The organism is Streptomyces sp. NPDC056231 (genome assembly GCF_048270745.1).
Lineage (GTDB): Bacteria > Actinomycetota > Actinomycetes > Streptomycetales > Streptomycetaceae > Streptomyces.
In genome coordinates this window covers 60,201-74,166 of record NZ_JBLVKW010000010.1, presented here as the reverse complement: position 1 = coordinate 74,166, position 13,966 = coordinate 60,201, and the positions used below count along the sequence as shown (strand labels likewise).

Genomic DNA, 13,966 nt, shown 5'->3' with positions numbered 1-13,966 from the left:
TCCCCTTACAGCTTCATCAGGCTGGCGTCGTCGACCGAGGCCGAGTGGCGGGAACGGAACAGCGACACGATGATCGCGAGCCCGACCACTACCTCGGCGGCGGCGACGACCATCGTGAAGAACGCGATGATCTGGCCGTCGAGGTTGCCGTGCATCCGGGAGAAGGTGACGAACGCGAGGTTGCAGGCGTTGAGCATCAGCTCCACGCACATGAACACCACGATCGCGTTCCGCCTGATCAGCACCCCGGACGCGCCGATGGTGAACAACAGGGCGGAGAGATAGAGGTAGTTGACCGGATTCACTTGGCGGCCTCCTCTTCGTCCTGGTCACGGCCGAGCCGCTCCTCGGAGCGCTGCTCCAGCGCCTTGAGGTCGGCCAGCGACTCGTTCGACACGTCACGGATCTGGCCGCGCCGCCGCAGCGTCTGCATGACGGTGAGCTCGGACGCGGTGCCGTCCGGGAGCAGACCGGCGATGTCCACGGCGTTGTGCCGGGCATAGACACCGGGGGCGGGCAGTGGCGGCAGGTGCTTGCCGCGCACCCGCTCCTCCGACAGCTCCCGCTGGGTCCTGGCCCGTTCGGTGCGCTCCCGGTGGGTGAGCACCATCGCGCCGACCGTCGCCGTGATCAGCAGGGCGCCGGTGATCTCGAAGGCGAAGACGTACTTGGTGAAGATGAGGCTGGCCAGCCCCTCGACGTTCCCGCCGTGCGCGGCGTTCGCGGTGCCGAGTCCGTTGAAGCTGTTCAGCGAGGCGTGGCCGATGCCCGCGATCAGCAGGACGCCGAAGCCGATCCCGCATCCCGCGGCCAGCCAGCGCTGGCCCTTGAGGGTCTCCTTCAGCGAGTCCGCCGCCGTGACACCGACGAGCATGACCACGAAGAGGAACAGCATCATGATCGCGCCGGTGTAGACGACGATCTGGACGACGCCGAGGAAGTAGGCGCCGTTGGCCAGGTAGAACACCGCCAGGACGATCATGGTCCCGGCGAGGCTCAGCGCGCTGTGCACGGCTTTCTTCATCAGTACGGTGGACAGCGCGCCGATCACGGCGACCGTGCCGAGCACCCAGAACTGCACGGCCTCGCCGATGGATGTGGTGGAGGCCGCTGCGGCCAGGCCGGTCATGCGTCCACCTCCTCGTCCTTGGCCGGCTTCTCCTTGGACTCGCCCTTGGAGAGCGCGACCTGACGCTCCGTGCCGGGCGCTGCCTCGGTGACCAGCCCCCGGTAGTAGTCCTGCTCGTCCATGCCGGGGAAGATCGCGTGCGGAGTGTCGACCATGCCCTCCTCCAGGCCCGCGAGCAGCTCGTCCTTGGTGTAGATGAGGCTTTCGCGGGTGGTGTTGGCGAGCTCGAACTCATTGGTCATCGTCAGCGCCCGGGTCGGGCAGGCCTCGATGCACAGTCCGCAGAGAATGCAGCGCGCGTAGTTGATCTGGTAGACGCGCCCGTAGCGCTCACCCGGGGAGTAGCGCTCCTCGTCGGTGTTGTCCGCGCCCTCCACATAGATGGCATCGGCGGGACAGGCCCAGGCGCACAGCTCGCAGCCGACGCACTTCTCCAAGCCGTCCGGGTGACGGTTGAGCTGGTGCCTGCCGTGGAAGCGCGGCGCCGTCACCTTCTGCTGTTCGGGGTACTGCTCGGTCAGCCTCTTCTTGAACATGGCCTTGAAGGTCACGCCGAAGCCGGCCACAGGATTCTGGAACTTGTCCCCAGTGGACTCCGATGGCTCAGACACCGTCAGCCTCCTTTCCGTCACTCGGACTTCCACCAATCTGACTGCCGTCACTCTGAGTGTCCGACCCGCCACTGACAACGAGCTCCCGCTCGTGCCGTGGCCTGCGGCGCGGTACCGGCGGCAGGGTCTGTCCGGGCAGTGGCGGCACCGGGAACCCGCCCGCCATCGGGTCGAACTCCGGCCCGGGTCCCGCTTCCGTCCCGGTCTCCCCGGCCGCCTTGGGCGCCTTGGCCGAGCGGTCCCGGAAGATGTCGGCGACGAAGGAGATGAGCAGGATCGCGATCACGGCCCCGGCCACGTAGAGCACGATCTTCGAGAAGTCGTAGCCCTCGTTGCGCAGCGCCCGCACCGTCGCGACCAGCATCAGCCAGACCACGGAGACCGGAATCAGGACCTTCCAGCCGAGCTTCATCAGCTGGTCGTAGCGGACACGGGGCAGCGTGCCGCGCAGCCAGATGAAGAAGAACAGCAGCAGCTGGACCTTGAGGACGAACCAGAGCATCGGCCACCAGCCGTGGTTCGCGCCCTCCCAGAAGGTGCTGATCGGCCACGGGGCCCGCCAGCCGCCCAGGAACAGCGTCGTGGAGACGGCGGAGACGGTGACCATGTTGACGTACTCGGCGAGCATGAACATCGCGAACTTGATCGACGAGTACTCGGTGTTGAAGCCGCCGACGAGGTCGCCCTCGGACTCCGGCATGTCGAACGGTGCGCGGTTGGTCTCACCGACCATCGTGACGATGTAGATGATGAACGAGACCGGCAGCAGGATGATGAACCAGCGGTCCTGCTGCGCCTCCACGATCTTCGAGGTCGACATCGAGCCGGAGTAGAGGAAGACGGACGCGAACGCGGCGCCCATCGCGATCTCGTACGAGATCATCTGCGCGCAGGAGCGCAGTCCGCCGAGCAGCGGGTACGTCGATCCGGAGGACCAGCCGGCCAGCACGATGCCGTAGATCCCGACCGACGCGACCGCGAGGACGTAGAGCATCGCGATCGGCAGGTCGGTGAGCTGCATCGCCGTACGGTGGCCGAAGATCGAGACCTCGTTGCCGGACGGCCCGAACGGGATCACGGCGATCGCCATGAACGCCGGTACGGCGGCGACGATCGGCGCGAGGATGTAGACGACCTTGTCCGCCCGCCTGACGACGACGTCTTCCTTCAGCATCAGTTTGATGCCGTCGGCGAGCGACTGGAGCATGCCCCAGGGGCCATGCCGGTTGGGGCCGATGCGCAGCTGCATCCAGGCGACGACCTTGCGCTCCCACACGATGGAGAAGAGCACGGTCACCATCAGGAACGCGAAGCAGAACACCGCCTTGATGACGACGAGCCACCAGGGGTCGGTGCCGAACATCGACAGATCCTCGGCGGCGAGTACGGCACGGTCGGGTGCCGCGGCCAGTTGAGCGAGGGCAGTCACGCTCGCACCTCCGATGTGACGTCGGGAGTACCCGGTGCGGCGGGGCCGATCCGGACCAGACCGCCGGGTTGGGCGCCGGTGTCGGCCGGTACGCCCCGCCCGACGGAGTTCAGCGGCACCCAGACCACCCGGTCCGGCATGTCGGTGACCTGCAGCGGGAGTTCGACGCTGCCGGACGGTCCGGTGACGGCCAGCAGATCGCCGTCCTTCACACCCGTCTCGGCGGCGGTGACGGCGGAGAGCCGGGCGACCGCGGCGTGCCGGGTGCCGGCCAGCGCCGCGTCGCCCTCCTGGAGCCGCCCCTGGTCGAGCAGCAGCCGGTGGCCCGCGAGGACCGCCTCGCCGTCGCCGGGCCGGGGCAGCGGCTGCGCCGACTCGTGCGGGTCGGTGGCGCGCGCACCGGTCCAGCCGCCGAGCCGGTCCAGCTCACGGCGTACGGACCTCAGATCCGGCAGCGCGAAGTGGACGTCGAGCGCCTCGGCGAGCATGTGCAGCACCCGGGCGTCGGTCGGCGCGAGTCTCCGCGTCATCTGCTCGGGCTTCAGCGCCGCCTCGAACATCCGGGCCCTGCCCTCCCAGTTGAGGAAGGTGCCGGGCTTCTCGGCCACCGCGGCGACCGGGAGGACGACGTCGGCCCGCTCGGTGATCTCGCTGGGCCGCAGCTCCAGCGAGACGAGGAAGCCGATCCGCTCCAGCGCCTCCAGGGCGCGGGCCGGGTCCGGCAGGTCGGCGGTCTCCACCCCGGCGACGAGCAGCGCGCCCAGTTCTCCGGTGGCGGCGGCCTCGACGATCTGGCCGGTGTCGCGGCCGAACCGGGAGGGGAGTTCGGCGACGCCCCACACGGCCGCCACCTCGTCCCTGGCACGGGGGTCGGTGGCCGGGCGGCCGCCGGGCAGCAGCGACGGGAGCACACCCGCCTCCACCGCACCGCGCTCGCCGGCCCGGCGCGGGATCCACACCAGCGGGGACCCGGTCGCGGTGGCCGCCCGTACCGCGGCGGTCAGCCCGCCCGGTACGCCGGCCAGTCGCTCGCCCACCACGATCACGGCGCCCTCACCGCGCAGCGCCTCGGCCGCCGCGGCTCCGTCGCCGTCGAGTCCGACGCCGCCCGCGATCGCGTCCAGCCACTCGGTCTCGGTGCCGGGCGCGGCGGCCAGCAGCGTGCCGCCCGCCTTCTCCAGACCGCGGGTGGCGTGCGAGGCGACGGCGAAGGTGCGCTGGCCGTGCTTGCGGTGGGCCTTGCGCAGACGCAGGAAGACGCCGGGCGCCTCCTCCTCGGACTCGAAGCCGACCAGCAGGACGGTCGGGGCCTTCTCCAGCGAGGTGTAGGTGATCCCGCTGCCGTCCAGGTCGCGTCCGCGCCCGGCGACGCGGGCGGCCAGGAAGTCGGCCTCCTCGCTGCTGTGCACCCGGGCCCGGAAGTCGATGTCGTTCGTATCGAGTGCGATCCGGGCGAACTTGCTGTACGCGTACGCGTCCTCGATGGTCAGCCGGCCGCCGGTGAGGACGCCGGTCCTGCCGCGTGCGGCGGCGAGCCCGGCGGCCGCGGCAGCCAGTGCCTCGGGCCAGCTCGCCGGTTCGAGGACACCGTCCGCGTTCCGTACCAGCGGCGTGATAAGCCGGTCCCGCTGCTGCGCGTAACGGAAGCCGAAGCGGCCCTTGTCGCAGACCCACTCCTCGTTGACCTCGGGGTCGTTGGCGGCGAGCCGCCGCATGACCTTGCCGCGCCGGTGATCGGTGCGGGTCGCGCAGCCGCCCGCGCAGTGCTCGCACACCGACGGCGACGACACCAGGTCGAAGGGGCGGGAACGGAACCGGTACGCCGCCGAGGTGAGCGCGCCGACCGGGCAGATCTGGATGGTGTTGCCGGAGAAGTACGACTCGAAGGGGTCGCCCTCGCCCGTGCCGACCTGCTGGAGCGCGCCGCGCTCGATCAGCTCGATCATCGGGTCGCCCGCCACCTGGTTGGAGAACCGGGTGCAGCGCGCGCAGAGCACACACCGCTCACGGTCCAGCAGCACCTGGGTGGAGATCGGGACGGGCTTCTCGTACGTCCGCTTCTTTCCGTCGAACCGGGAGTCCGGGTCGCCGTGCGACATCGCCTGGTTCTGCAGCGGGCACTCGCCGCCCTTGTCGCAGACCGGGCAGTCCAGCGGGTGGTTGATGAGCAGCAGCTCCATCACCCCGCGCTGCGCCTTGCCGGCGACCGGCGAGGTGAGCTGCGACTTGACCACCATGCCGTCGGTGCACGTGATGGTGCAGGACGCCATCGGCTTGCGCTGGCCCTCGACCTCGACGATGCACTGGCGGCAGGCGCCGACCGGGTCGAGGAGCGGGTGGTCGCAGAAGCGCGGGATCTCGATGCCGAGGAGTTCGGCGGCGCGGATGACCAGGGTGCCCTTGGGCACGCTGATCTCCATGCCGTCGATCGTCAGCGTGACAAGGTCCTCGGGCGGGACCGCCGCCTCGCCGCCCCCGGAGGGCGCACTCGTGGTGACTGTCATGCGTTCACCCCCTGGTGAGCGTTCTTGTCGTCGGCCCAGGCGGTCGACTTGGCGGGATCGAAGGGGCAGCCCCGGCCGGTGATGTGCCGCTCGTACTCCTCGCGGAAGTACTTCAGCGAGGAGAAGATCGGCGAGGCGGCGCCGTCGCCGAGGGCGCAGAAGGACTTGCCGTTGATGTTGTCGGCGATGTCGTTCAGCTTGTCGAGGTCGGCCATCTGTCCCTTGCCGGCCTCGATGTCGCGGAGCAACTGGACGAGCCAGTAGGTGCCTTCACGGCATGGCGTGCACTTGCCGCAGGACTCATGGGCGTAGAACTCGGTCCATCGGGTGACGGCCCGCACGACGCAGGTCGTCTCGTCGAAGCACTGGAGCGCCTTGGTGCCGAGCATGGAACCGGCGGCGCCGACGCCCTCGTAGTCGAGGGGCACATCGAGGTGCTCGTCGGTGAACATCGGGGTGGAGGAGCCGCCCGGGGTCCAGAACTTCAGCCGGTGGCCGGCGCGCATGCCGCCGCTCATGTCGAGCAGCTGGCGCAGCGTGATACCGAGCGGGGCCTCGTACTGTCCCGGGCTGGCGACGTGGCCGCTGAGCGAGTAGAGCGTGAAGCCCGGGGACTTCTCGCTGCCCATCGACTTGAACCAGTCCTTGCCCTTGTTCAGGATCGCGGGAACCGAGGCGATGGATTCGACGTTGTTCACCACAGTGGGGCAGGCGTACAGACCGGCGACCGCGGGGAAGGGAGGCCGCAGCCGGGGCTGGCCGCGTCGCCCTTCGAGCGAGTCGAGCAGTGCGGTCTCCTCACCACAGATGTACGCGCCCGCGCCCGCGTGCACGGTGAGCTCCAGGTCGAGTCCCGAGCCCAGGATGCTCGTCCCGAGGTAGCCCGCCTCGTACGCCTCGCGCACGGCCTCGTGGAGCCGCCGCAGTACGGGGACGACTTCGCCGCGCAGATAGATGAAGGCATGCGAGGAGCGGATCGCGTAGCAGGCGATCACGATGCCTTCGATGAGGCTGTGCGGATTGGCGAAGAGGAGCGGGATGTCCTTGCAGGTCCCGGGCTCCGACTCGTCGGCGTTGACCACCAGGTAGTGCGGCTTGCCGTCGCCCTGCGGGATGAACTGCCACTTCATGCCGGTGGGGAAGCCTGCGCCGCCGCGGCCGCGCAGGCCGGAGTCCTTGACGTACGCGATGAGGTCGTCCGGAGACATGGCGAGGGCCTTGCGCAGCCCCTCGTAGCCGCCGTGCCGCTTGTAGGTGTCCAGGGTCCATGACCCGGGCTCGTCCCAGAAGGCAGAGAGGACGGGCGAGAGCAGCTTCTCGGGGCTGGCCCCGTTGCCGCCTCCGTCGTTGATTTCGGCTGCCAACGTCATCACTCTCCCTCCTCTGCTGCGGTGCCGGCCGAGTGGTCCGGGTCCTGCGGGGCGTCGGTGCGGGCCGGCTCGCCACGCGGGGCGACGACCTTCGGGTGCAGCTCCTCGCCCTTCGCCAGCCGGAGGCCGACGAGCGAGGCGGGGCCCGCTCCACCGGTCGCCTCGACGGCGCCGGGGCGCTGGTCGGGGAAGCCGGCCAGGATCCGCGCGGTCTCCTTGTACGAGCAGAGCGGGGCGCCGCGGGTGGGTTCGACGGTGCGCCCGGCGATCAGGTCGTCGACGAGCTGTGTCGCGCTCTCCGGCGTCTGGTTGTCGAAGAACTCCCAGTTGACCATCACCACGGGTGCGAAATCGCAGGCCGCGTTGCACTCGATGTGTTCGAGGGTGACCTTGCCGTCCTCGGTCGTCTCGTTGTTGCCGACGCCGAGATGCTGCTTGAGCCGGTCGAAGATGGCGTCGCCGCCCATCACCGCACACAGCGTGTTGGTGCAGACCCCCACCTGGTAGTCGCCGCTCGGCTTGCGCCGGTACATCGTGTAGAAGGTGGCGACCGCGGTGACCTCGGCGGTGGTGAGGCCGAGCAGTTCGGCACAGAGTGCCATGCCGGTACGGGAGACGTATCCCTCCTCGGACTGCACCAGGTGCAGCAGCGGCAGCAGCGCGGAGCGGCTGTCGGGATAGCGGGCGATCACCTCCTTCGCATCCGCTTCGAGCCTGGCGCGCACCTCGGCCGGGTAGGCGGGGGCGGGGAGCTGCGGCATCCCCAGACTGACTTCCTGACGTGCTTCGGTCACCGGTCGACGCCTCCCATCACGGGGTCGATGGACGCGACGGCGACGATGACATCGGCGACCTGGCCGCCCTCGCACATCGCCGCCATGGCCTGCAGATTGGTGAAGGACGGGTCGCGGAAGTGGACCCGGTAGGGGCGGGTTCCGCCGTCCGAGACGATGTGCACGCCGAGCTCGCCCTTGGGCGATTCGACGGCGGTGTACGTCTGTCCGGCCGGGACCCGGAAGCCCTCGGTCACCAGCTTGAAGTGGTGGATCAGGGCCTCCATGGAGGTCCCCATGATCTTCTTGATGTGGTCGAGCGAGTTGCCGAGCCCGTCGGGTCCCAGCGCGAGCTGAGCGGGCCAGGCGATCTTCTTGTCGGCGACCATGACCGGTCCGGGGGCGAGCCGGTCGATGCACTGCTCGACGATCCGTAGCGACTGCCGCATCTCTTCCAGACGGATGAGGAAGCGGCCGTAGGCGTCGCAGGTGTCTGCGGTGGGGACGTCGAATTCGTAGGTCTCGTAGCCGCAGTAGGGATCGGTCTTGCGCAGGTCGTGCGGGAGTCCGGCGGAGCGCAGGATCGGGCCGGTGGCGCCGAGCGCCATACAGCCGGTCAGGTTGAGATAGCCGACGTCCTGCATGCGGGCCTTGAAAATGGGGTTGCCGGTGGCGAGCTTGTCGTACTCCGGCAGGTTCTTCTTCATGGTTTTCACGAACTCGCGCAGCTGGTCGACCGCGCCCGGCGGCAGGTCCTGGGCGAGTCCGCCGGGCCGGACGAACGCGTGGTTCATCCGGAGCCCGGTGATCAGCTCGAAGAGGTCGAGAACGAGTTCACGATCGCGGAACCCGTAGATCATGATCGTGGTCGCGCCGAGCTCCATGCCGCCCGTGGCGATGCACACCAGGTGCGAGGAGATCCGGTTCAGCTCCATCAGGAGCACGCGCAGGACACTCGCCCGGTCGGAGATCTGGTCCTCGATGCCGAGAAGCTTCTCGACGCCCAGGCAGTACGCCGTCTCGTTGAAGAACGGCGTCAGGTAGTCCATGCGCGTGACGAACGTGGTGCCCTGCGTCCAGTTCCGGAATTCGAGGTTCTTCTCGATGCCGGTGTGGAGGTAGCCGATGCCGCAGCGAGCCTCGGTGACGGTCTCGCCGTCGATCTCCAGGATCAGCCGCAGCACGCCGTGCGTGGACGGGTGCTGGGGACCCATGTTGACGATGATGCGCTCGTCGTCGGACTTGACCGCCGACTCGGCGACCTCGTCCCAGTCGCCGCCGGTGACTGTATATACAGCCCCCTCGGTCGTGGCCCTGGCATTCGAGAGGTGCGTCCCGGAGGGACCCGACGAGGGGTGGGCATGGGGAGTAGTCATCAGGAGTACGACCTCCGCTGGTCCGGAGCCGGGATCTGGGCGCCCTTGTACTCGACGGCGATGCCACCGAGCGGGTAGTCCTTGCGCTGCGGGAAGCCCTGCCAGTCGTCCGGCATCATGATCCGGGTGAGGGCCGGGTGCCCGTCGAAGACGAGCCCGAAGAAGTCGTAGGTCTCGCGCTCGTGCCAGTCGTTGGTCGGGTAGACCGCGACCAGCGACGGGATGTGCGGGTCGCTGTCCGGGGCAGAGACCTCCAGCCGGATCAGCCGGCCGTGAGTGATCGACCGCAGATGGTAGACGGCGTGCAGCTCGCGGCCCTTGTCGCCGAGGAAGTGGACACCGCTCACCCCGGTACAGAGCTCGAAGCGCAGGGCCGGGTCGTCGCGCAGGGTCCGAGCCACGGTGGGCAGGTGCTCGCGGGCGATGTGGAAGGTGAGCTCACCGCGGTCGACGACGGTCTTCTCGATGGCGTTCCCGGGAAGCAGATCCTGCTCCTCCAGGGCCCCTTCGAGTTCGTCGGCCACCTCGTCGAACCAGCCGCCGTACGGCCGGGACGTGGCTCCCGGCAGCGTCACCGTGCGGACGAGCCCGCCGTAGCCGGAGGTGTCGCCGCCGTTGTTGGCGCCGAACATGCCCTTGCGTACGCCGATGACCTCGCCGGTCTCGTCGCGCGGCGCGGGTACGCCGTTGTTGTTCTGTTCGTCGCTCACCGCAGCAGCCCCTTCATCTCGATCAGGGGAAGCGCCTTGAGTGCCGCGTCCTCCGCCTCGCGGGCAGCCTCCTCCGCGTTGACCCCGAGCTTGGAGCCCTGGATCTTCTGGTGGAGCTTGAGAATGGCGTCCATCAGCATCTCCGGGCGCGGCGGACAGCCCGGCAAATAGATGTCGACCGGGACAATATGATCAACACCCTGCACAATGGCGTAGTTGTTGAACATCCCACCCGAGGATGCACAAACCCCCATGGAGATAACCCACTTGGGGTTCGGCATCTGGTCGTAGACCTGCCGCAGGACGGGCGCCATCTTCTGGCTGACCCGACCCGCCACGATCATCAGATCCGCCTGCCGCGGCGATCCGCGGAAGACCTCCATCCCGAATCGGGCCAGGTCGTAGCGCCCGGCTCCGGTCGTCATCATCTCGATGGCGCAGCAGGCAAGACCGAATGTGGCAGGGAAGACGGAGGATTTCCGCACCCAGCCGGCGGCCTGCTCGACAGTGGTCAGCACGAAGCCGCTGGGCAGCTTCTCTTCGAGTCCCATGGTGTGCCCCTCAGCCCCTCAGTCCCATTCCAGGCCGCCGCGACGCCATACGTACGCGTAGGCGACGAAGACGGTGAGCACGAAGAGCAGCATCTCGACGAGCCCGAAGATCCCCAGGGCGTCGAAGGTGACTGCCCAGGGATAGAGGAAGACGATCTCGATGTCGAAGACGATGAAGAGCATCGCCGTCAGGTAGTACTTGATGGGGAAGCGGCCGCCTCCGGCTGGAGTGGGGGTGGGTTCAATACCGCACTCGTACGCTTCGAGCTTTGCTCGGTTGTACCGCTTTGGGCCGATAAGCGTGGCCATGACCACGGAGAAGATCGCAAACCCTGCCCCGAGGGCGCCGAGCACGAGGATTGGCGCGTAGGCATTCACGCTCCTCGCTCCTTCCAGTCGTCCTTGACCGTTGGACCGCATCGGGCGACCGGCTCGCCACCTCACCAAGATCGTGCACATGTGAGGCAGTTCACAAGCCCGACTGCCCCGCATCCTATGCCTGCCGTCCTGTGATCTGCGACACGGGGTACTACAACGACTTTGTGATCTCCACCACCCGGCGAAGGATCATGAAGCCGGATGAGGGGTGACCTTCGTACACAAAGCGGCCGTGCGATCACGAGACGTGACATCTGGTGTTGTTGTTGCTGGTCAAGGCGATGCTCCTCTAACAATCAGACGCCTCGACTAGCAAATTGGCAATGGACGACCGAGGGGTGATAAGGGGATCCGTCCCACTTCGGGGTCACCCGTGCGAGGGGCTCGCGAGGCGCGATGTGGACGCGTATCCACATTCGCGATCTTCCGGGCGAAGCGCCCACAACGCGCCGGACGGCCTGCCGCCGACGCCGCCGCGCGCATCGGCCGCCCGCAGGGCCACCACGCCACAGTCACACTGTGACCTGCATCACTTCATCGGGCCTTCAATAAAAGCGGGCTTGGCCATCGGTGCGAACGGATGGTAAGCGACGGGCAATTCGGGCGAATTGCTGAAAGTCCGTGATCACAGCGGTGATCACGCATGACCGATTTGCCGGTTACGGCGTCAATAAGGGCCACCGGAAAGCGGATTCACAGATTCCGAACGTAACTGTGTCGCAACACACGTTTCTTGAAGGAAACCCAGGTGCCCTGATAGCGCTAGTACTCATGTCCCTCACCGCTCACATACCCAGCCACCGGAAGCCCCGCCGAAGCGCCCCGAAATCGGCACTGCGGGCCGGAGTTGCCGGTGGCGTCCTCAGCACCATCGCGGTCGCAGGCGCTGCTGGTCCTGCCCAGGCCGAGCCGGTGACCCAGACCATCGAGATGCCCACCCTCACCTCCGGGCTCTCCACCGCCGTCGCCGCGTCCGCCGAGGCCACGCAGCAGGTCGCCCTGGACCTGGAGACGCAGGCCCAGGAGGACGCCGCGGCCACCAGCGCGGCCAAGGCCGCCACGAAGGCCAAGGCCGAGGCGGTCCGCAAGGCAGAGGCCAAGAAGAAGGCAGAGGCGGCCGCCAAGGCCAAGGCGGAGGCCGCCCTGCGCGCCTCCCGCTCCGAGGCCCGTACGACGCTCAGCGCGTCGTCCGGCGCCACTGCCGTGGCGTCCTCCTCGTCGAGCGCCACCGGCTCCGCCGCCTCCGTCGTCTCGTTCGTCCGGGCCCAGGTCGGCGACGCGTACGTCTCCGGCGGCACCGGACCCAACTCCTGGGACTGCTCCGGCCTGGTCCAGGCCGCGTTCCGCACGGTGGGTGTCGACCTGCCGCGCGTCTCGCAGGCCCAGTCGACCGCCGGCACCCAGGTCTCGCTGAGCAACCTCCAGCCGGGCGACATCCTGTACTGGGGCGGTGCGGGCTCCGCGTACCACGTCGGCGTCTACGTGGGCGGCGGCCAGTTCGTCGGTGCGCAGAACCCGAGCACCGGCGTGGTGCTGCGCCCGCTGAGCTACGACCCGCCGTCGGGCGCGGTCCGCGTTCTCTGATTCACAAGCGCGCGAACACGGCGAAGGGCCGTCACTCCCCCGCTCGGGAGCGACGGCCCTTCGTCGTGGAACGGCGAGCCGGGTGCTGTTGCCGGCCCGGTTCGCGGCCTCGCCCGTGAACCGGGCGAGGCCGCGAACGGGAGTGGTGGTCAGGCCTTCGGGGCCACCTTCGAGAGGCCGTTGATGATGCGGTCCATCGCGTCGCCGCCCGTCGGGTCGGTGAGGTTGGCGAGCATCTTCAGCGTGAACTTCATCAGCAGCGGGTGCGTCAGGCCGCGCTGGGTGGCGACCTTCATGACCTTCGGGTTGCCGATCAGCTTCACGAAGGCGCGGCCCATCGTGTAGTAGCCGCCGTAGGTCTCCTTCAGGATCTTCGGGTAGCTGTGCAGCGCCAGTTCGCGCTGGGCGGGGGTCGCGCGGGCGTGCGCCTGGACGATGACGTCCGCGGCGATCTGGCCCGACTCCATGGCGTACGCGATGCCCTCGCCGTTGAACGGGTTGACCATGCCGCCCGCGTCACCGACGAGCAGCAGCCCCTTGGTGTAGTGCGGCTGGCGGTTGAACGCCATGGGGAGCGCGGCGCCGCGGATCGGCATCGTCATGTTCTCCGGGGTGTAGCCCCAGTCCTCCGGCATGGACGCGCACCACGCCTTGAGGACCTCCCGCCAGTCCAGCTCCCGGAAGGCGGACGAGGAGTTGAGGATGCCGAGGCCGACATTGGACGTGCCGTCGCCCATCCCGAAGATCCAGCCGTAGCCGGGCAGCAGCCGGTCCTGGGGGCCGCGCCGGTCCCACAGCTCCAGCCAGGACTCCAGGTAGTCGTCGTCGTGGCGCGGTGAGGTGAAGTACGTACGGACCGCGACACCCATCGGGCGGTCCTCGCGGCGGTGCAGACCCATGGCGAGCGACAGCCGGGTGGAGTTGCCGTCGGCGGCGACGACGAGCGGGGCGTGGAAGGTGACCGGGGTCTTCTCCTCGCCGAGCTTCGCGTTCACACCGGTGATGCGGCCGGTGCGCTCGTCGATGATCGGGGCGCCGACATTGCACCGCTCGTACAGCCGGGCACCCGCCTTCTGCGCCTGGCGGGCCAGCTGCTCGTCGAAGTCGTCGCGCTTGCGGACCAGTCCGTAGTCCGGGTACGAGGCGAGATCCGGCCAGTCCAGCTGCAGCCGGACACCGCCGCCGATGATGCGCAGCCCCTTGTTGCGCAGCCAGCCGGCCTCTTCGGAGATGTCGATGCCCATGGCGACGAGCTGCTTGGTGGCGCGCGGGGTGAGACCGTCGCCGCAGACCTTCTCGCGCGGGAAGGCGGTCTTCTCCAGCAGGAGAACGTCGAGTCCGGCCTTGGCGAGGTAGTACGCGGTCGTGGAGCCGGCTGGGCCTGCCCCGACGACGATCACATCCGCGCTGTGTTCGGAGAGGGGCTCGGTCACGGCAGGATCTCCCGAAGGCTCGACAACATGGTGAACCTGGGCAGTCTATGGGGGGCCGCCCGGAGCCGGAGAGCGGGTGGGGGGCGGTGGGTCGCGGCCGAGACCGGTCCCGATATCT

The 13,966-nt window shown here is 68.6% G+C and carries 13 protein-coding genes; 1 reads left to right on the top strand and 12 read right to left on the bottom strand.

What is annotated here, in order from left to right:
- Positions 1-5: 5 nt before the first annotated feature.
- From nuoK to ACNPQM_RS11235, 11 genes are read right to left on the bottom strand one after another with little or no spacing between them, the layout of a single operon-like run.
- Positions 6-305, bottom strand: a complete 300-nt coding sequence (gene nuoK / locus ACNPQM_RS11285; RefSeq protein WP_037693122.1) for an NADH-quinone oxidoreductase subunit NuoK — start codon at positions 303-305, stop codon at positions 6-8.
- Positions 302-1,129: an NADH-quinone oxidoreductase subunit J gene (locus ACNPQM_RS11280; RefSeq protein ID WP_358856845.1), complete on the bottom strand. Its 828-nt coding sequence runs from the start codon at positions 1,127-1,129 to the stop codon at positions 302-304. The genes nuoK and ACNPQM_RS11280 overlap by 4 nt, the downstream gene beginning before the upstream one ends.
- Positions 1,126-1,740 (bottom strand): NADH-quinone oxidoreductase subunit NuoI, encoded by a 615-nt coding sequence (nuoI, locus tag ACNPQM_RS11275; protein ID WP_358856844.1) that lies wholly within the window; start codon positions 1,738-1,740, stop codon positions 1,126-1,128. The genes ACNPQM_RS11280 and nuoI overlap by 4 nt, the downstream gene beginning before the upstream one ends.
- Positions 1,733-3,169 carry an NADH-quinone oxidoreductase subunit NuoH gene (gene nuoH, locus ACNPQM_RS11270; RefSeq protein WP_418083903.1) on the bottom strand — a complete coding sequence of 479 codons (1,437 nt, stop codon included), beginning with the start codon at positions 3,167-3,169 and terminating at the stop codon, positions 1,733-1,735. The genes nuoI and nuoH overlap by 8 nt, the downstream gene beginning before the upstream one ends.
- On the bottom strand, positions 3,166-5,673 hold the full coding sequence (locus ACNPQM_RS11265; RefSeq protein WP_418083902.1) for an NADH-quinone oxidoreductase subunit G: 2,508 nt from the start codon (positions 5,671-5,673) through the stop codon (positions 3,166-3,168). The genes nuoH and ACNPQM_RS11265 overlap by 4 nt, the downstream gene beginning before the upstream one ends.
- Positions 5,670-7,046 (bottom strand): NADH-quinone oxidoreductase subunit NuoF, encoded by a 1,377-nt coding sequence (gene nuoF / locus ACNPQM_RS11260; RefSeq protein ID WP_366137058.1) that lies wholly within the window; start codon positions 7,044-7,046, stop codon positions 5,670-5,672. The genes ACNPQM_RS11265 and nuoF overlap by 4 nt, the downstream gene beginning before the upstream one ends.
- Positions 7,043-7,804, bottom strand: a complete 762-nt coding sequence (gene nuoE, locus ACNPQM_RS11255; RefSeq protein WP_358856918.1) for an NADH-quinone oxidoreductase subunit NuoE — start codon at positions 7,802-7,804, stop codon at positions 7,043-7,045. The genes nuoF and nuoE overlap by 4 nt, the downstream gene beginning before the upstream one ends.
- A gap of 29 nt (positions 7,805-7,833) precedes the next feature.
- The gene (locus ACNPQM_RS11250) at positions 7,834-9,192 is read right to left on the bottom strand and encodes an NADH-quinone oxidoreductase subunit D (protein WP_418083901.1); all 1,359 of its coding nucleotides are present in this window, start codon (positions 9,190-9,192) and stop codon (positions 7,834-7,836) included.
- Positions 9,192-9,902: an NADH-quinone oxidoreductase subunit C gene (locus tag ACNPQM_RS11245; RefSeq protein WP_418083900.1), complete on the bottom strand. Its 711-nt coding sequence runs from the start codon at positions 9,900-9,902 to the stop codon at positions 9,192-9,194. The genes ACNPQM_RS11250 and ACNPQM_RS11245 overlap by 1 nt, the downstream gene beginning before the upstream one ends.
- The gene (locus ACNPQM_RS11240) at positions 9,899-10,453 is read right to left on the bottom strand and encodes a NuoB/complex I 20 kDa subunit family protein (RefSeq protein ID WP_030926341.1); all 555 of its coding nucleotides are present in this window, start codon (positions 10,451-10,453) and stop codon (positions 9,899-9,901) included. The genes ACNPQM_RS11245 and ACNPQM_RS11240 overlap by 4 nt, the downstream gene beginning before the upstream one ends.
- 18 nt (positions 10,454-10,471) lie before the next feature.
- Positions 10,472-10,831 (bottom strand): NADH-quinone oxidoreductase subunit A, encoded by a 360-nt coding sequence (locus ACNPQM_RS11235; protein ID WP_003992243.1) that lies wholly within the window; start codon positions 10,829-10,831, stop codon positions 10,472-10,474.
- A 771-nt stretch (positions 10,832-11,602) separates the two neighbouring features.
- On the opposite strand from ACNPQM_RS11235, the gene ACNPQM_RS11230 reads away from it, so the two are divergent.
- Complete coding sequence (locus ACNPQM_RS11230) at positions 11,603-12,415, top strand: C40 family peptidase (RefSeq protein WP_418083899.1); 813 nt, start codon at positions 11,603-11,605, stop codon at positions 12,413-12,415.
- Between the two features lie 149 nt (positions 12,416-12,564).
- Here ACNPQM_RS11230 and ACNPQM_RS11225 read toward each other — a convergent pair whose 3' ends face one another.
- Positions 12,565-13,848, bottom strand: a complete 1,284-nt coding sequence (locus ACNPQM_RS11225; protein WP_358856837.1) for a geranylgeranyl reductase family protein — start codon at positions 13,846-13,848, stop codon at positions 12,565-12,567.
- Positions 13,849-13,966: the final 118 nt, after the last annotated feature.